The sequence below is a fragment of the Microcella pacifica genome, from assembly GCF_009371975.2.
GTDB classification, from domain to species: Bacteria; Actinomycetota; Actinomycetes; order Actinomycetales; family Microbacteriaceae; genus Microcella; species Microcella pacifica.
Map to the genome: position 1 here is coordinate 1 of NZ_VIKT02000026.1, position 16,963 is coordinate 16,963.

Consider the following 16,963-nt stretch of genomic DNA (forward strand, 5'->3'; position numbering starts at 1 on the left):
GCGCGCAGCTGACTACCCGAGGTGGCTGCATCACTACAATCACCACCGACCCCACACCGGCATCGGCGGATCAACCCCAGCCTCCCGCGTTCACAACCTCACGGGGAAATACAGCTAGGGGGCTAGGAGGCTAGGGGGCGACGCGGCCGTTGGCGTTGAAGGTGTCGTAGGTGAGCGGCATGAGCTGCGCGAAGTGCTGCTCCATCTGCTCGGCCGCCATCTCGATCTCGCGCTGCGGGAACGAGGGGAAGTGCGTGCCCTCGCGCTTGGTGCGCAGCGACAGGAAGTTCATGAGCGCGCGGGCGTTCATCGTCACGTACATCGAGCTGTAGATCGTCACCGGCAGGACAGCGCGGGCCACTTCGCGCGCGATGCCCGCGGCGAGCATCCGCTGGTAGGAGGCGTAGGCGGCCTCGCACACGCCGCGCACCTCCTGGTCGACGAGCGCCGTCTGCTCGGGCGTGCCGGGCAGGAACTCGTAGGCGCCGGGCTTGCCGACCTGCACGAGGTTGCGCTCCGGGCCGGGCACGTAGAAGACGGGGCGCAGCTCGCGGTAGCGGCCCGACTCCTCGTTGTAGGAGGCGATGCGGTGCCGCATGAACTCGCGGAAGACGAAGATCGGCGCCTGCACATAGAAGGTGAACGAGTTGTGCTCGAACGGCGAGCCGTGGCGGTCGCGCATGAGGTAGTTGATGAGCCCGCGGTCGCGATCGGTCGCCTCGGCGCCGCTCGCCGCCGACTCGAGAGTCTGCTCGCCCTGCGTCGAGACGCGCGCGGCGAAGAGGACGTCGGAGTCGTGGGCGGCGGAGCGCACGAGCTCGACCGTCACATCGGAGCGGAACTGGATGTCGTCGGCAGCCTCGGTCACGCTCGTCACCCTATCGGGGCGGCGCCGCGTCACACTGCGTCACACTCGGGAATATCGCGACCCCCTTGCCTAGTTTCGATCACCATGGACATCGTCTCGGCCCTCGTGGTCATCGCTCTTCTGCTCGTGGGGGCCACCGCCCTCGGTGTCGTCGTGCGCGCACGCAGCGCGCGGGTCGCGAGCGGCTGCGGCGGCGACGAGCACGACCTCTCGGTCAACGGCGCCGAGGTCACCCTCGTGCAGCTCTCGAGCCCCGTGTGCTCGGCGTGCGTGGCGATGCGGCGCGTGCTCGGCGAGCTCGCGGCCGACGACGCGACGGTCGCGCACCGTGAGCTCGACGTGACCGATCACGCCGACGTCGCGCAGCGCCACTCGGTCTACTCGACGCCGACGACGCTCGTGCTCGATGCGGAGGGCCGCGTGCGGTCGCGCCTCATCGGCGCGGTGCGGCCCGACGAGGTGCGTCGCGCCGTCGATGCCGCGCGCGGTGCGCTGGTGACGGCATGAGCGAGCACAAGGCGACCCCCGGCGCGGATGCCCGGCTCATCGACGCGCGCGGCCCCCGCTTCGGCGCCGCCGTGACCTCGGTTCTTCTGCTCGTCGTGATCCTGCTGGGTCTCACGCGCCCGCTCTCGGGCTCGGTGCTCGAGCGGCTCACCGAGCCGGGCGCCCTGCTGCTCACCGCCCTCGTGGCGCTCTTCGCCTGGGGTGCGTTCGCGGGAGTGCAGCGGCACCCCTACGGCCTCGTCTTCCGCGCGGTGGTCGCGCCTCGGCTCGGCCCGCCCGCGGAGCGCGAGGACCCCGCTCCCCCGACGTTCGCGCAGCTCGTCGGGCTGTTCGTCACCGCGACGGGCCTCGCGCTGCACCTCGCGGGTGTTCCCGGTGCCCTGGTCGTCGCGGCCGCGGCGGCGTTCGTGGCCGCCTTCCTCAACGCGGCGTTCGCCTACTGCCTCGGCTGCCAGTTGTATGTGCTGCTCGTGCGCGCGGGGCTGGTTCGCCGTCGCCCCGCCGCTTAGGCTGAGGGGATTCCGCCCGCGACAACGAGGAGCACGCTCATGGCTGTGACCAGCGAAGCAACGACCCTGTGGTTCGGATCGCTCACGGAAGGTCACGGCACGACATCTCTGGACTCGTCGGACGCCGCCGAGTTCCCCGTGACGTGGGCGGCGCGCTCGGAGGGCGAGAGCGGCAAGACGAACCCCGAAGAGCTGCTGGGGGCCGCGCACTCCGCGTGCTACTCGATGGCGCTCTCGCACGCCCTTGCCGGGGCCGGGCACGCGCCCGAGAGCCTGCAGGTGACCGCTGCCGTCACGTTCGTGCCCGGTGAGGGCATCACGGGCAGCCACCTCCTGGTGAGCGCGAGAGTGCCGGGACTGAGCGCCGAGCAGTTCCAGACCTTCGCCGAGGAGGCCAAGACGGGGTGCCCCGTCTCCGCCGCACTCACGGGCACGTCGATCACGCTCGAAGCGTCGCTCGCCTAGTGGGCGCGTCTCGGCCGATGCGCGTCCTGATCGGAGGCGCCTCAGGGATGATCGGCACCGAGCTGCAGCGCCAGCTGCGCGCCGACGGCCACGAGGTGCTCACGCTCGTGCGGCGCAAGCCCGCCCACGAGAACGAGTTCGCCTGGGCTCCCGACTCGCGCGTTCTGGACTTCCGGATTCTCGACACGGTCGACGCCGTCGTCAACCTGTCGGGGGCCTCGATCGCGCGCATCCCGTGGACCCGGGGGTACCGGCGCGAGATTCTCGAATCGCGCGTGCAGGCCACCCGCGCGCTCGCGGAGGCGATGTCGATGGCGAGCACGCCGCCCGCCGTGTTCCTGAGCGGATCGGCTGTCGGGGTCTACGGCGACCGACCGGGCGAGCGCCTCACGGAGGCCTCCCCCGCGGGCGAGGGATTCCTCGCCGAGGTCGTGCAGGCGTGGGAGGAGGCGGCGAGCCTCGCCCCTGAGGCGACGCGAACGGTGTTCCTGCGCACGGGGCTCGTCGTCGGACCCGGCGGCGCGATGACGCCGCTGCGCCTGCTCACGGCCCTCGGTGCGGCCGCGCGCATCGGCACGGGCGGTCAGCACTGGCCCTGGATCAGCCTGCACGACGAGGCGGCGGCGATCCGCCACCTGCTCACCTCGCGCCTGAGCGGAGCGGTCAACCTCGCGGGGCCCACCCCCAGCACGAGCGATCGCATGACGCGCGCGCTCGCGTCGGCCATGCGCCGCTGGCACCTCTTCGCCCTGCCCGAGCGGCTCATCGGGCTCGCGATGGGCGATGCCGGCCGCGAGCTGCTGCTCGCGAGTCAGAAGGTCGTGCCGGCGAAGCTCCTCGACGACGGCTTCGTGTTCCGCGACCAGACGGTCGAGGACGCGATCGCCGCACTCACGACGAAGGGGTCTCGCGACGAGGAGCCTCGCCCCGAGGGTTCTGCCGCTCCTGACGCTCGAGCCTGATGGCCGTGCGCACGGCCCAGCGGGCGCGGCGACGGTCGCGCGAGGCGTCGTAGGCGAGACCGAGCCGGAACCAGTGCTGCCATGATTCGGGATGCTCGCGCACGTCGTCCGCGTACCGCGCGAATACCGCGTCCCGGTCCTCGCCCTCGGCGCCAGCCTCGTCGTGCCCGACCTGCCCCTCCCGCGGGATGCCGCCCTCGGCCTCGAGCAGGCGCGCGAGCCGCTCGGCGCGCACGCCGAAGAGCAGCTCGACAGCGAGCGCCCAGGCGCCGAGCAGCGGCAGCACGATGAGGGCCCAGCCGATGCCGCGCACGATGGGCAGCGGATCGGTGACGAGTCGCACCGCGTAGAAGGTGATGAGCACGAGGTAGAGGGCGAGGAGCACGGCCATGCCGAGCGCTGCCCAGCGCGCGCGGGTCATCTGTTGTCGCCGGCGTCGTCGCCCGCGTCGTCGTCGATGTCGCCTCCGGACACGGTCGACGCGAGGTCGATGAGCCGGTCGAGCCCGACGATGAGCCCCGTGCTCGTGGCGGCCGCGCGCAGGGCGAGCAGCATGCCGGCCTCGTAGGCGCTCGTGCCGAGCGTCTCGTGGCTGAGGGTGAGCACTTCGCCGTCGCCCCCGAAGTGCACCGACTGTCGGGCGGCGACCCCCTGAAGGCGCAAGGAGTGGATGGGAACGCTCGCCACCTGCTGCCCTCGCGCGCTCTGGTCGATGTGCGGGGCGAGGACGGGCCCGATATCGGCGCGAGCGTGGCCGATGAGCTCGGCGGTGCGGACAGCGGTGCCCGACGGCGAGTCGACCTTCGCGGCGTGGTGCGCCTCGACGATCTCGATCGACTCGTAGTACCGCGCGGCGATGGTCGCGAAGTGGGTGGCGAGCACGGAGCCGAGGGAGAAGTTGGGCACGATGATGACGCCCGACTCGGGCGAGGCCTCGAGGAGAGGGCGCAGGGCCCGCTGTCGCTCCTCGCTCCAGCCGCTCGTGCCGACGACGACGCTGAGCCCGTTGCGGACGGCGTGGTCGACGACGGTGGGCGAGACGCCGGGGGTCGTGACGTCGAGCACGACGTCAGCGCCGAGCATCTCGCCGAGGTCGCTGCTCGAGTCGAGCTGCGCGACGAGCGCGAGGTCTGACTGCTGCTCGATGAGACGGCAGGCTGCGCCCCCGAGACGACCGGTTGCTCCGACGACGGCGACACGCGTGACCATGGCCCCAGTCTAGGCTGGGCCGCATGGTGACCTGGCGCGAGGCCCGCACGACCGACGATGCGGCCCTCGTGCTGCTCGACCAGTACTTCTCGGCCCGCGAGCACGGGTTTCCGGCCGACCAGGGCCGCTACCGCCGGGTGTCTCCCGACCCCGCGCAGTTCACTCCCCCGCGCGGCGTCTTCCTCCTCGTGGAGGGCGAGAACCTCTCGGGCGAGCCCGCGGATGTCGGCTGCGGGGGCGTGCGCCGCATCGACGACGGCCCGCACGGCGGTCGCTTCGAACTCAAGCACCTGTGGGTGCAACCGCACGCGCGCCGCATCGGCCTGGGGCGCGCCCTCGTCGTCGAGCTCGAGCGGCGCGCTCGCGAGCTCGGCGCCGCCGAACTCGTGCTCGACACGAACGACAGCCTCGCGGAGGCCGCGGCGCTCTACCGCTCGCTGGGTCTCGCCCCGATCGAGCCGTTCAACGACAATCCGAACGCGACGGCCTGGCTGGGCAAGCGGCTGCAGCCCGCCTGAGCACGCCGCGCACCTTAAGGATGCTCGGGGCTCACGCGAGGCTCAGGAACAGCTTCTCCAGGTCGGCCATCTCGACGTCTATCTTCTCACCGGTCTCGTCGCGCATGCAGTCCTTCATGGCGGCCGCGATGATGGCGAACCCCGCGCGGTCGAGGGCGCTCGACACGGCGGCGAGTTGCGTCACGATGTCGCGGCAGTCGCGCTCCTCCTCGACCATGCTGAGCACGGCACCGAGCTGACCCTGAGCACGGCGGAGGCGGTTCGCGATCTTCTTCGCCTCGCTCGCGGGCACGCCGCTCATGCCGCGCTCCCGCGCTCGACGTCGAGGCCGCGCTGCACCCAGGCGGAGGTTCCACCGGCGACGGAGACCGCGTCGACCCCGACGCTCAGAAGGTAGTCGGCCGCCCGGAGGCTGCGGGCCCCTGAGTGGCAGATGACGTACACGGTCTCATCGCGGGGAAGGCTGTCGGCTTCGTCGGGGACAGTCGCAAGGGGGATGAGGCGCACGCCGGGCACGTGAGCCGCCGCGTACTCGTCGGGCTCGCGCACATCGATGATGGGGTGCCCCTGCTCGCGCAGCAGCACGAGCTCGTCGACGTCGATCTCTCTCGCCATGATGGTCTTCCGTTTCGCTGGAGGTGGGGGCTTGCTGGTGGTGTCGGTTCAGGATGCCGGGCGCTCAGGCGGGCTGGGGCGCGAGCGAGCGGGACGCGGTGCCGGAGCGCCACGTGGTGTACCCGCCGTCGAGGTTGGCCACGGTCACACCGTACTGCCGCAGGAGGGACGCGGCGGTGTGGCCGCGCTGACCGACCTTGCAGTGCACGATGACGTGCTCGTCGCGCAGCGATGCGGCGTGCTCGCGCAGGGCATCGAGCGGCATGAGCTCGGCGCCGGGAATGGCGCCGTCCGCGTGCTCCTGCTCGGTGCGCACATCGACCAGTCGCCAGCCCTCGGCGAGCCGAGCGTCGAGCTCGTGCCACTGCACGCTGTCCTCGCCGTCGAGCAGGTTGTCGTCGATGTAGCCGAGCATGTTGACCGGGTCTTTCGCCGAGGCGTACTGCGGCGCGTAGGCGAGCTCGAGGTCAGCGAGGCCGCGGGCGGGGATGCCACCGGCCATCGCGGTCGCGATGATGTCGATGCGCTTGTCGGCTCCGCCCCCGATGGCCTGGGCGCCGAGGATCGCGTCCGTGCGGGCGTCGACGACGAGCTTGAGCGCGAGCGCGCTCGCCCCCGGGTAGTAGCCCGCGTGATCGCTCGGGTGAGTGTGGATGACACGCAGCTCGCAGCCCTCCTCGCGCAGCTCGCGCTCGGTGCGCCCGACGGTCGCGGCGGTGAGCCCGAAGAGCCCGATGACGGCGGTGCCGAGCGCTGGTACGGCGGCGTGCGGCCGACCCGCGATGGCGTCGGCGGCGAGTCGGCCGTGACGGTTGGCGAGGCCGGCGAGCCACACGGGCGAGGCTGGGCCGTCGGCGCGCTGCTTGACGACGGCGTCGCCTACGGCGTAGATGCGGGCGTCGCTCGTGCGCTGGTGCTCGTCCACCACGATGTAGCCGCGAGGGTCGAGGTCGAGCCCTGCCTCGGCGGCGAGGGTGCTCTCGGGGCGCACACCCACGGAGAGCACGACGAGGTCGGCCGGCAGCTGCTCGGCGCCGTCTCCCAGCTCGGCAGTGTTGTCGAGCTCGACGCCCGACTCGGTGATGGCACGCAGCGCCGCGCCGAGCAGCACGGTCACGCCGTGGGCGCGCAGGTGATCGGTGACGAGCTGGGCCATCTCGGGGTCGAGGGGGCGCATGAGCTGGGGCAGCATCTCGACCACGGTGACGTCGAGACCCGCGTGGACGAGGTTCTCGGCGAGTTCGAGGCCGATGAAGCCGCCGCCCGCGACGACGGCGCGCCGAGCATCCCGCGCCGCCGCGATGATGGCGTCCATGTCGGCGAGGTCGCGCAGCACGAGGCCGCGCTCGACGCCGGGGATGGGGATGCGCACAGGGCTTGCGCCCGGGCTCAGGATGAGCGCGTCGTAGGTGAGGGAGGTCTCCTCCCCCGTGCGCAGGTCGCGCACGGCGACCGTGCGGGCGTCGCGGTCGACGGAGAGCGCCTCGGTGCGGACGCGCACGTCGAGGGCGAAGCGTGCCGCGAGCGACTCGGGGGTCTGCAGGATGAGGGCGTCGCGATCGTCGATGACGCCCCCGACGTGGTACGGCAGACCGCAGTTGGCGAAGGAGACGTGCTCGCCGCGTTCGACGACGGTGATGCGGGCCGACTCGTCGAGGCGGCGCAAGCGGGTGGCGGCCGACATGCCGCCTGCGACACCGCCGATGATGACGTAGGAGCGAGGTGAGGTCATACCGCCACACTATACCCCCAGGGGTATCTTGTCCAGCGCCTGCGGGGTCGCTCCCAGGCTACGCGCGACAGCCGCTCAGAACGATGTGCCACAGTCGGAATCGTGCAGCGGCCCGCCTTCCTCACCCGCGCACGCGGGCGCATCCTCGTGCTCTTCTCGGGCGACCCGGCGGGTGCACCGGCCTGGGTTCAGGCCCTCGAGACGGGAGACGACGCCGGGTACTTCGGCCCCGACTCCGCCGTGTGGGAGGTGCACAGCGGCATCCCCACGGTCGTGGCGGGCGTGCGCGCGCTCCTCATGCAGACCCTGCACCCCGGCGCGATGGCGGGCGTGCACGACCACTCCCGGTATCGCGAGGACCCACTCGGGCGCCTCTCGGGCACCGTGCGCTGGGTGCTCACGACGACCTTCGCCGACACCGAGCAGGCGCGCGCCGGCTGCGCGTGGGTGTCGCACCTGCACGACCGGGTCTCCGGCACCTATGCCACGTCGACCGGCGAGGAGCGCCCCTACGCGGCCGGCGACGCTGATCTCCTCTCCTGGGTGCACTGCGTCTTCGCCGACGCCTTCCTCGGCTGCCACGAGACGTGGGGCGGGCCGATACCCGGTGGCCCCGACCGCTACGTCGCCGAGTGGGCGCGGGCGGGCGAGCTCATGGGGGTCGAGAATCCCCCGCGCTCGCGCGCCGAGCTCGACGCCGCGATCGCCTCCTTCCTGCCCGTGCTGCGCCGCGACGACCGCGTCGACGACGCCGTGCGGTGGTTGCGCAATCCCCCGCTCGGGCGGGGCATCGGGCCGGCATACCGCATCCTCTTCGCGGGCGCGGTCGCCTCGCTGCCCGACCGGTATCGCCGCCTCCTCGGCCTGCGCCGACCCTGGTGGCCGGCCCTCACCGCGACCCGCATCCTCCTGTTCGGGATGCGCGCGCTCCTCGGGCCCGAATCCTCCAGCCGCGCGTACACGCGCCGCCGGCTCGACCGGCTCGGCCTCGCCTAGAAGGGCTGTTCGACCGGCAGGCCCGTCCGCAGCTCTGCCGGGAGGTGCCCGAGGTCGTTGTGCGTCACGAGCACGGGCGGCTTCGCCGAGCGCACCCGGATGATCGTCAGGCCGCAGTTGGCCTGGTTGACTCCCATCCAGCGCCAGGAGGGTGCGCCGAAGACCTCGCGCACGAACCACGCGATGACGAAGTTGTGCGTGATGAGCAGCTCGTGCCGGTCATCCCGTGAGGGCGAGAGCCACTCGGCGACCGCGTCGGCCATCTGCGCCTCGCCCGCGGCGATCTCCTCCTCCGTCACGCCGCCGAAGAACGACTCGAAAGCGTGCGGCATGTCGGCGGTCGGGCCGGTCGGGATGCAGTCCATGAGCAGAGCCGAAATCTCGGGCTCCATGGCCGGCATGAGCTCTGTCATGTACGAGGCCGTCTCGACGGCCCGCTGGAGGGGCGAGGTGTGCACGCTCGCGAAGGGAACACCGCTCAGACGCTCGGCGATCGCCCGCGCCTGGCGCTGACCGCGACCACTCAGGGGTCCGTCCGGAAGCCCATGCTCGGCATCCTGCTGCTCCCCATGACGAACCAGGTACACGTACCGCGACACAACGCTCAACTCCTTTGACGACCCCGTCGAGCTTAGGCCATGTGCGCGCCGCGTCTTCGGACAGTTTTGCGGACAGACAACTTTGTCTGTCCCCTCTGCTACAGTTATGCTGACGCCCTCCCCCGAACGGCGTCACGACGGCGCTGTCGCCGCACGAACAAGGAGGCACGCCGTGTCGGTCACTACCCCCCTCGCACCGACGCGGCGTGTCGCCCCCGCCAAGGCGCGCATCCTCGAGACCGCGATCACGCGCTTCTACCAGGACGGCATTCGCAGCGTCGGCGTCGACCGGCTGATCGAGGAGTCCTCGGTCACGAAGGCGACTTTCTACAAGCACTACGGCTCCAAGGATCGCCTCATCAGCGACTACGTCGATGCCCTCGCTCTTCGCGCCGTCGACGACTTCGACGCGAGCGCGAGCGAAGCCTCGACCCCCGAAGAACTGCTGCGGGCGTGGACCGACCACCTCGTCGACTACGTTCACGGCGACACCTTCCGGGGCGACCCGTTCCTCAATGCCGCTGCCGAGTTCGCCGACCCCGCCCACCCCGTCCGCGAGCGCATCACCGAGCACTTCGAGACCATGACGGAGCGGTTCGCGGGCGTGCTCGAGAAGCTCGGCCACCCCATGCCCGGAGCGGCCGCCGATCGCCTCATCCTCGCGACCCTCGGCCTCGAGGCGTGGAGCTACACGGGCGACGTCATCGCGGCCTCCGCAGCATTCCGCAGCGCCGTCGACGGCCTCATCGCCGAAGCTGCGACCGCGCCCCGCTGAGGCGGGTGTGCGCGCCGGCGAGTGTCCGCGCAGCTACTCGCTCACCCGATCCAGCTCGGTGAGCTGCTGGCGACTCAGCACCAGGTGGGGCGCGGCCATCGCGACGTCGAGCTGATCGGGAGCGCTCACCGACACGACGGGCGCGACGACGTGGGGCCGGCTCAGCAGCCAGGCGAGCGACACGGTCGCGACGGCGCTCTGCGTCTCTGACGCGATGCGGTCGAGCGCGTGCAGGATGCGCAGGTTGCGACGCGTGAGCATCGCGGCGACCTCCCCGCCACGGCGATGCCGCTCGAGATCGGCGCGACTGCGGTACTTGCCCGAGAGGAACCCCGAGGCGAGAGCGAATCGCGGCATGACCCCCAGATCGAGCTGCGCGGCAACGCGCGCGAGCTGCGCCTCGTACTCCGCACGGTGCACGAGGTTGTAGTGCTGCTGCAGGGCGACCATGTGGGCGACCCCCGACTGCGCCGCGGCGATGCGCGCCTCGATCAGCCGGTTGCCCGTGTGGTCGCTGCCGCCGAAGTAGCGCACCTTGCCCGCGCGGATGAGCTCATCCACGGCGAGCAGCGTCTCGTCGAAGGGCACTGACGGGTCGTCGATGTGCAGGTAGAGCAGGTCGATCGCGTCGACGCGCAGGCGCTGCAGCGACTGCTCGACGGCGCGCTCGATCGACCGGGCGGAGAGACCCGGGTTGTCGGGGTTCTTGCCCACCTTGGTCGCGATGGTGAACGCGTCGCGGTCACCGCGGCCGTGCATCCAGTTGCCGATCATGATCTCGCTGCGCCCGCCCGCATACGAATCGGCCGTGTCGAGGTAGGTACCGCCGAGCTCGGCGAAGCGGTCGAGAATGCCCGTGGTCGTCGGCCCGTCGGCCGTCCACCCGAAGACGGTGCCGCTGAGGGCGAGGGGGAAGACGTGGAGGTCGCTCGGCCCGATACGGCGAGGGAGAGGCGTGGGCCCGGTTTCCAGCGCGACGGCACCCGGCTCGGGTGCACTCGTGCGGTCGTTCACGCTGCTGCGTCTTTCTCGGCGCCCGATGAGGGGGCCCCGTGGTCATTGATGTGAGAGTAGCGCGCAGAGGAGGTCGGCCCGCGCACCGGCGTGCGATCGTTACCGTGCTGTGTCGCGCTGCACCACAGCCCGACAGCGCTGCGGGCGGGAACGCCCTCTCGAGAGCGATCCCGCCCGCAGTGTCAGTCGAGCCAGGGCGGCGCGGAGTGCCTAGACGCCCTGGACCTTCTTGACACCGGCAGACTCCTCGATGCTGCTCTGCTTGGCCGCACGCACGGCGACGATGCCGAAGCCGACCTTGTTGAGCACATCCGCGATCACGTAGATGATCGCCGCGATGCCGATCGCGAGGACGGCGTCGCCGCCGCTGACCTCGATGAACTCCTGCGTCGCGGTTCCGATCGGGTAGATCGACCAGCCCACGATGACGAACCACTTCATGATCATCACCGCACGCTTGACGTGCGCGGGGCCCGTCGAGACGTTGAGCGTGAAGACGACGTAGACGATGTAGAGCCACGCGAGCACGGAGAGGATGAAGAAGATGTAGTTGCCGGCCGAACCGGGCTCACCCACCTCACCGAGGTATCCGAACACGATCATCGCGATGTCGGCGATGATGAGCTTCGTCAGCAGCCCCTTCTTGAGCGCCCCAGCGATCGCGACGATGAGAGCGAACTCCACGAGCAGGAGCGGCGTCGTGAGCAACCAGTCGATGTAGCGCAGCGGCAGGGTGGCTTCGATGTCGGCTGGCGTGGCTTTGCCGCCCGGGAACAGCACGACATCCTTCATGACGTAGTACATGATCGCGGCGATGAACGCGATCACCGCCGCGTAGGTCGCGACCGATCGCAGCTCAGGCTTCAGATCGTTGCGCTCGAGATAGAACCACAGGGCTCCGGCCGCCATGGCGACGAATCCGAGCATGAAAAAGGCCTGGACGATGTGGATGTCCACAATTCTCCTTCGAATGGCGCCGACCGTCCGCGGAGTGCGGACCGACAGCGTGCAGGGTGAATACGATGAATTTTCATTCTTCGACACACGCTGGGATCGGGACCAGAGAGTTTCGGAGCACTGCTGAATCTACGTCGCTATTCAGCCGCCCGGGCAGGGAGTTTGCTGGGAGTGAACGGGGCGATCACCGACAGCGGAATCGCAACTCGACTTCGCGCTCCTTGCGCACCTCTGAACGGCAGTTTAGGATATTGAACATGCGTTCAGACACCTCCGATCTCACGACGCGCGCCCGCATTCGGGATGCCGCGCTCGCGCTGTTCGGCGCGCAGGGCTTCGACCGCACGAGCGTGCGGGCGATCGCCGCGAGAGCCGGCGTGAGCGCCGCCCTCGTGATGCACCACTTCGGCAGCAAGGACGCCCTGCGCGCGGCGTGCGACGCCGCCATCGTCGACGAGATCATGGGTCGCAAGGAGAGCATGCTCACCGAGGGCGACCTCTCGAGCACCATGCGGCGCTGGCTCGCCGACATCGACACGTTCCGCCCGAGCCTCGACTACCTCGCGCGCATGATCATCGACGGCGGCGAGGCGGGCCAGGGCCTGTTCGACCAGCTCGTCGACCGCACCGAGGCGATGATCAGCCAGGGCGTGGAGGACGGCGTCATGACCGCGCCGAGCGACCTGCGCACGACGGCAGTGATCGTCGCCTCCCACGGCATCATGCCCCTCCTGCTCGAGCGACATATCGGGCGCGCCCTCGGCGGCACCGGTCTCAGCGGCTCCGGCCTCAGCCTCGACGTCGTGCGGCGCCTCACCCTCCCGACCCTTGAGCTCTACACCCACGGGCTCTACGCGGACGATTCCGCACTCTCCGCCGCACGCGCGGCACTGCAGGAAAGGACACCAGACCCATGACCCCCGCCATCGACATCTCGGCGCTCACCAAGCGCTACGGACGCACCACCGCCTTACACGGCGTCGATCTCGCGATCGAGCCCGGGCGCGTGTTCGGCGTCATCGGCCCCAACGGGGCCGGCAAGACCACGACCATGCGGATTCTGCTCGACATCATCCGCCCCACCTCCGGCACGGTGCGCGTGCTCGGGGAGGACCCGCGGGAGGCGGGGCCCGCCCTGCGCCGCCGCATCGGCTACCTGCCGGGTGAGCTCGCGATGGACACGCGCGTGAGCGGTCGGGCTCTTCTGACCCACTACGCGCAGCTCAACGGAGCGAGGGATCGTGCACGCATCTCCGCGCTCGCCGAGCGCCTCGGGCTCGACCTCGGTCGCCCCGTGCGCTCCCTGAGCAAGGGCAACAAGCAGAAGGTCGGGCTCGTGCAGGCCTTCGCCCACTCCCCCGACCTTCTCGTGCTCGACGAGCCCACGAGCGGGCTCGACCCGCTCGTGCAGCAGGAGTTCCTCGCGATGGTGCGCGAGGCGCGCGACGCCGGTCAGACCGTGTTCCTCAGCTCGCACGTCATCAGCGAGATCGAGCAGGTCGCCGACGAGGTCGCCGTGCTGCGGGATGGCCGCATCGTCGACGTGAGCACCGTGGAACGGCTCCGAGCCGCCGCCCTGCGCGACGTCCGCGTGACGGTGCCGGCGGCGGCGGGCGACGCGTTCGCGGCGGAGCTCCGGCGCCTCGACTCCGCTCACGATGTCGCGGTCGCCGCATCGGCGGAGCACGACATCGTGAGCGCGCGCCTGCGCGACGGCATCCCGGCCTTCCTGGCTGTGCTCGCCCGTTCGACCGTGCACGACCTCGTCGTGCAGGAGCCCGACCTCGAGAGAGCGGTACTGCAGTTCTACGGCGGCGATGCGAGCGATGCCTCCGCGAGCCAGGCCGAGGAGGTGTCGTCATGAGCGCTCTGCCCCTCTTCCGGCGCGCACTCGCCGATTCGTGGCGCGGTCTGGTGGGCTGGATGCTCGGCCTCGCGGCCGTCGTGGGCATGTACCTGCCGCTCTACCCGTCGATCGGCGGCAACCCGGAGTTCATCGCGATCATCGAGAGCTTGCCGCCCGAGCTCGTCACCGCCCTGAGCTACGACCAGATCACGACTGGTTCGGGCTACACGCTCGGCACGGTGCACGGCCTCATCGGCTTCGTGCTGGTCACGATCGCGGCCGTCGGCTGGGGGGCGAGCGCCATCGCGGGCGATGAGGAGCGCGGCACGCTCGAGCTCACCCTCGCGCACGGCGTGAGCCGGCACCAACTCGTGCTCGAGCGCCTTGCGGCGATCGTCGTCAAGCTCGTCGCCCTCACGGCGTGGGTCACGCTGCTCGTGGCCGTGCTCAACGGGCCGAGCGAGCTCGACATCAGCACCGAGGGCATTCTCGCCGGCGGGGTCGCCCTGCTCGGCACCGGTCTCGTCACGGCGACCATCGGGCTCCTGGCCGGCGCCCTCACCGGCCGGCGCATGATCGCGATCGGCGCGGGAGCGGGAATCGCCGTGCTCGGCTACGCGCTCAACGCGCTCGGCAACCAGAACGCCGATCTGGAGTGGCTGCACGCGATCTCGCCCTACCACTGGGCGTACGGCACGAACCCGCTCGAGAGCGGGTTCGACGCGAGCGTGGGCCTGCTCTACGCGGTCGCGATCATCGCGAGCGCGGTGGCCGTACTCGCATTCCGGCGGCGCGACGTGGGCGTGTAGCGCTCCCCGACCGCGGCCTCGAACGACGGATGCCCGCCCCGATCACTCGGGGCGGGCATCCTGTCGTTCTGCGGGAGCGAGCGGCGGTTAGCCGTCCTCGCCCTCGGCGAGCGCGTCGCCACCCTCGCCCTCGGCGAGAACCGGAGCGAGCGACAGCTTGCCGCGGTCGTCGGTCTTCGTGATCTCGACGAGGATCTTCTGACCGACGTTGAGCACATCCTCAACGTTCTCCACGCGCTTGCCACCGGCGAGCTTGCGCACCTCGCTGATGTGCAGCAGGCCGTCCTTGCCCGGCAGGAGCGACACGAACGCACCGAAGGCGGCGATCTTGACGACCGTGCCCAGGTACTGCTCGCCGACCTCCGGGTTGACGGGGTTCGCGATCGCGTTGACCTGCAGGCGGGCAGCCTCGGCCGAGGGGCCGTCGACTGCGCCGATGTAAACGGTGCCGTTCTCCTCGATGGAGATCTGCGCGCCCGTCTCATCCTGGATCGAGTTGATCGTCTTGCCCTTGGGCCCGATGAGCTCGCCGATCTTGTCGACGGGGATCTGCACGCTGATGACGCGCGGCGCCGTGGGCGCCATCTCGTCGGGAGCGTCGATCGCCTGGTGCATGACGTCGAGGATCGCGTGGCGGGCCTCGCGAGCCTGCGTGAGCGCACCCTGCAGCACCGACGACGGGATGCCGTCGAGCTTCGTGTCGAGCTGGATCGCCGTCACGAATTCGCGCGTTCCGGCCACCTTGAAGTCCATGTCGCCGAGGGCATCTTCGGCGCCGAGGATGTCGGTGAGAGCCGCGTAGCGGGTCTCACCATCCACGACGTCGCTGATGAGGCCCATCGCGATGCCCGCGACGGGCGCCTTGAGGGGCACACCCGCGTTGAGCAGCGAGAGGGTCGACGCGCACACGGAGCCCATGGAGGTCGAGCCGTTCGAGCTCAGCGCCTCGGAGACCTGACGGATCGCGTAGGGGAACTCCTCGCGGCTCGGCAGCACCGGCACGAGGGCGCGCTCGGCGAGGAAGCCGTGCCCGATCTCGCGGCGCTTGGGGCTGCCCACGCGGCCGGTCTCACCGGTCGAGTAGGGCGGGAAGTTGTAGTGGTGCATGTAGCGCTTGCTCGTCACCGGACCGAGCGAGTCGATCTGCTGCTCGAGCTTGAGCATGTTGAGTGTCGTGACGCCCAGGATCTGCGTCTCGCCGCGCTGGAACACGGCAGAGCCGTGCACGCGCGGGATGACCTGCACCTCGGCGTCGAGCGCGCGGATATCCGCGAGCCCGCGACCGTCGATGCGCACGCCCTCGGTGAGGACGCGCTGACGCATGATCTGCTTCGAGACCGACTTGTAGGCCGCGCTGAAGTCCTTCAGCGCCTCCTCGTCGAGCTCGCCAGCGGCGACCTTGCCCTCGATCGCGACCTTGGTGCGGGCCTTGAGCTCATCGTCGGCCGTCTGACGCTCGACCTTGTCGGCGATCTGGTAGACCTTCGCGAGCTCGTCGTGCGCGAGGGCGTCGACGGCGGCGTACAGCTCGTCGCTGTAGCTGAGGAAGACCGGGTAGTCCTGGATCTCCTTCGCCGACTGCGCGGCAAGCTCCTGCTGCGCCTTCGCGAGCTTCATGATGAAGGGCTTCGAGGCCTCGAGGCCCTCGGCCACGACGTCCTCGCTCGGCTTGACGGCGCCGCCCTGGATGAGGCCCCAGCTGTTCTCGGTGGCCTCGGCCTCGACCATCGTGATCGCGACGTCTTCGCTGCCATCGGCACCCGTCACGACGCGGCCGGCGACGATGATGTCGAAGACGGCCTCCTCGAGCTCGTGGTGCTTCGGGAACGCGACCCACTGGCCGCCCCCGTTGTTGTCGGGCATGAGCGCAAGGCGAACCGAGGCGATCGGACCGCTGAAGGGCAGGCCCGAGATCTGGGTCGAGGCGCTCGCGGCGTTGATCGCGAGAGCGTCGTAGAACTCGCCGGGCGCGATGCTCATGACCGTGACGACGATCTGAACCTCATTGCGCAGACCCGTGACGAAGGTCGGGCGCAGGGGGCGGTCGATCAGGCGGCACACGAGGATCGCCTCGGTCGAGGGGCGGCCTTCACGGCGGAAGAACGAGCCGGGGATCTTGCCGGCGGCGTACGAGCGCTCCTCGACGTCCACCGTGAGGGGGAAGAAGTCGAAGCCCTCGCGAGGGTGCTTGCCGGCGCTCGTCGCGCTCAGCAGCATGGTCTCCTCGTCGAGGTACGCGGCCACGGCGCCCTGCGCCTGCTGCGCAAGACGACCGGTTTCGAATCGGACGGTGCGGGTGCCGTACTTGCCGTTGTCGAGAACGGCTTCGGCGAACTTGATTTCAGGACCTTCCACGAGGTCTCTCTCCTTTGCGTCTGTGCGCACCCTCCCCGTGTGGGAGGGCGTGCGAGAACGCGCAGAGCAGGAGCGGGCAGGAAGGGACGGTGTCGGCGAGGAACGGTGTTGACGTGTGTCGCCGGACGTCTGTTTCTGGCCAACAGTAGACATCCACCGAATCGAGAGAGTCGGGAGATCACCACCGGTGACCAGCTTCGAGCCGGCCTGCTCCGTGCGGTTTTCAG

21 protein-coding genes are annotated in these 16,963 nt (G+C 70.3%); 11 read left to right on the top strand and 10 right to left on the bottom strand.

Translation table 11 applies throughout. The features are described from left to right. A partial coding sequence (locus tag FK219_RS11855) for an integrase core domain-containing protein (RefSeq protein WP_152582548.1) occupies positions 1-118 on the top strand: 118 nt, incomplete at its 5' end. A gap of 12 nt (positions 119-130) precedes the next feature. Here the strand turns inward: FK219_RS11855 and thyX are convergent. Continuing rightward, positions 131-868, bottom strand: coding sequence for an FAD-dependent thymidylate synthase (gene thyX / locus FK219_RS11860; RefSeq protein ID WP_152584132.1), 738 nt, complete (start codon positions 866-868; stop codon positions 131-133). 84 nt (positions 869-952) lie between these two features. On the opposite strand from thyX, the gene FK219_RS11865 reads away from it, so the two are divergent. From FK219_RS11865 to FK219_RS11880, 4 genes are read left to right on the top strand one after another with little or no spacing between them, the layout of a single operon-like run. Further along, positions 953-1,375 (top strand): thioredoxin family protein, encoded by a 423-nt coding sequence (locus FK219_RS11865; protein ID WP_152584133.1) that lies wholly within the window; start codon positions 953-955, stop codon positions 1,373-1,375. Then, entirely contained in the window at positions 1,372-1,884 is a 513-nt protein-coding gene (locus FK219_RS11870) for a DUF4395 domain-containing protein (RefSeq protein WP_152584134.1), read from the top strand. The genes FK219_RS11865 and FK219_RS11870 overlap by 4 nt, the downstream gene beginning before the upstream one ends. Positions 1,885-1,923: 39 nt before the next feature. Beyond that, a complete protein-coding gene (locus FK219_RS11875; RefSeq protein ID WP_152584135.1) occupies positions 1,924-2,349 on the top strand; it encodes an OsmC family peroxiredoxin in 426 nt (141 codons plus the stop codon). A 17-nt stretch (positions 2,350-2,366) separates the two neighbouring features. Beyond that, positions 2,367-3,311, top strand: coding sequence for a TIGR01777 family oxidoreductase (locus FK219_RS11880; RefSeq protein WP_152584136.1), 945 nt, complete (start codon positions 2,367-2,369; stop codon positions 3,309-3,311). Here the strand turns inward: FK219_RS11880 and FK219_RS11885 are convergent. Both FK219_RS11885 and dapB read right to left on the bottom strand, forming a co-directional pair. Continuing rightward, positions 3,241-3,732, bottom strand: a complete 492-nt coding sequence (locus FK219_RS11885; protein ID WP_152584137.1) for a hypothetical protein — start codon at positions 3,730-3,732, stop codon at positions 3,241-3,243. The genes FK219_RS11880 and FK219_RS11885 overlap by 71 nt on opposite strands. Further along, a complete protein-coding gene (gene dapB / locus FK219_RS11890; protein WP_152584138.1) occupies positions 3,729-4,520 on the bottom strand; it encodes a 4-hydroxy-tetrahydrodipicolinate reductase in 792 nt (263 codons plus the stop codon). Before dapB ends, FK219_RS11885 begins: the two co-directional genes overlap by 4 nt. 23 nt (positions 4,521-4,543) lie before the next feature. On the opposite strand from dapB, the gene FK219_RS11895 reads away from it, so the two are divergent. Continuing rightward, positions 4,544-5,038 carry a GNAT family N-acetyltransferase gene (locus FK219_RS11895; RefSeq protein WP_152584139.1) on the top strand — a complete coding sequence of 165 codons (495 nt, stop codon included), beginning with the start codon at positions 4,544-4,546 and terminating at the stop codon, positions 5,036-5,038. Positions 5,039-5,069: 31 nt separating this feature from the next. Here FK219_RS11895 and FK219_RS11900 read toward each other — a convergent pair whose 3' ends face one another. The 3 genes from FK219_RS11900 to FK219_RS11910 form a co-directional block, all read right to left on the bottom strand. Next, positions 5,070-5,339 carry a metal-sensitive transcriptional regulator gene (locus tag FK219_RS11900; RefSeq protein ID WP_152584140.1) on the bottom strand — a complete coding sequence of 90 codons (270 nt, stop codon included), beginning with the start codon at positions 5,337-5,339 and terminating at the stop codon, positions 5,070-5,072. Beyond that, on the bottom strand, positions 5,336-5,653 hold the full coding sequence (locus FK219_RS11905; protein ID WP_152584141.1) for a rhodanese-like domain-containing protein: 318 nt from the start codon (positions 5,651-5,653) through the stop codon (positions 5,336-5,338). The genes FK219_RS11900 and FK219_RS11905 overlap by 4 nt, the downstream gene beginning before the upstream one ends. Before the next feature lie 64 nt (positions 5,654-5,717). Next, positions 5,718-7,385 (bottom strand): FAD-dependent oxidoreductase, encoded by a 1,668-nt coding sequence (locus tag FK219_RS11910; RefSeq protein WP_152584142.1) that lies wholly within the window; start codon positions 7,383-7,385, stop codon positions 5,718-5,720. 102 nt (positions 7,386-7,487) lie between these two features. Here FK219_RS11910 and FK219_RS11915 point away from each other — a divergent pair, with 102 nt between their 5' ends. Next, complete coding sequence (locus FK219_RS11915) at positions 7,488-8,381, top strand: oxygenase MpaB family protein (RefSeq protein WP_152584143.1); 894 nt, start codon at positions 7,488-7,490, stop codon at positions 8,379-8,381. Here the strand turns inward: FK219_RS11915 and FK219_RS11920 are convergent. After that, positions 8,378-8,980: a histidine phosphatase family protein gene (locus FK219_RS11920; protein ID WP_152584144.1), complete on the bottom strand. Its 603-nt coding sequence runs from the start codon at positions 8,978-8,980 to the stop codon at positions 8,378-8,380. The genes FK219_RS11915 and FK219_RS11920 overlap by 4 nt on opposite strands. Positions 8,981-9,152: 172 nt before the next feature. On the opposite strand from FK219_RS11920, the gene FK219_RS11925 reads away from it, so the two are divergent. Continuing rightward, the gene (locus FK219_RS11925) at positions 9,153-9,755 is read left to right on the top strand and encodes a TetR/AcrR family transcriptional regulator (protein ID WP_165638138.1); all 603 of its coding nucleotides are present in this window, start codon (positions 9,153-9,155) and stop codon (positions 9,753-9,755) included. 33 nt (positions 9,756-9,788) lie between these two features. Here FK219_RS11925 and FK219_RS11930 read toward each other — a convergent pair whose 3' ends face one another. Both FK219_RS11930 and FK219_RS11935 read right to left on the bottom strand, forming a co-directional pair. Continuing rightward, positions 9,789-10,769: an aldo/keto reductase gene (locus FK219_RS11930; protein ID WP_152584146.1), complete on the bottom strand. Its 981-nt coding sequence runs from the start codon at positions 10,767-10,769 to the stop codon at positions 9,789-9,791. Positions 10,770-10,979: 210 nt separating this feature from the next. Then, positions 10,980-11,726 carry a bacteriorhodopsin gene (locus FK219_RS11935; protein WP_152584147.1) on the bottom strand — a complete coding sequence of 249 codons (747 nt, stop codon included), beginning with the start codon at positions 11,724-11,726 and terminating at the stop codon, positions 10,980-10,982. 257 nt (positions 11,727-11,983) lie between these two features. Between FK219_RS11935 and FK219_RS11940 the strand changes: the two genes are divergently transcribed. From FK219_RS11940 to FK219_RS11950, 3 genes are read left to right on the top strand one after another with little or no spacing between them, the layout of a single operon-like run. Further along, positions 11,984-12,643, top strand: coding sequence for a TetR/AcrR family transcriptional regulator (locus FK219_RS11940; RefSeq protein WP_165638139.1), 660 nt, complete (start codon positions 11,984-11,986; stop codon positions 12,641-12,643). Further along, positions 12,640-13,590, top strand: a complete 951-nt coding sequence (locus FK219_RS11945) for an ABC transporter ATP-binding protein (RefSeq protein ID WP_152584149.1) — start codon at positions 12,640-12,642, stop codon at positions 13,588-13,590. The genes FK219_RS11940 and FK219_RS11945 overlap by 4 nt, the downstream gene beginning before the upstream one ends. Then, positions 13,587-14,381: an ABC transporter permease subunit gene (locus FK219_RS11950; protein WP_152584150.1), complete on the top strand. Its 795-nt coding sequence runs from the start codon at positions 13,587-13,589 to the stop codon at positions 14,379-14,381. The genes FK219_RS11945 and FK219_RS11950 overlap by 4 nt, the downstream gene beginning before the upstream one ends. 87 nt (positions 14,382-14,468) lie before the next feature. Here FK219_RS11950 and FK219_RS11955 read toward each other — a convergent pair whose 3' ends face one another. Beyond that, positions 14,469-16,736 carry a polyribonucleotide nucleotidyltransferase gene (locus FK219_RS11955; RefSeq protein WP_152584151.1) on the bottom strand — a complete coding sequence of 756 codons (2,268 nt, stop codon included), beginning with the start codon at positions 16,734-16,736 and terminating at the stop codon, positions 14,469-14,471. Positions 16,737-16,963 lie beyond the last annotated feature (227 nt).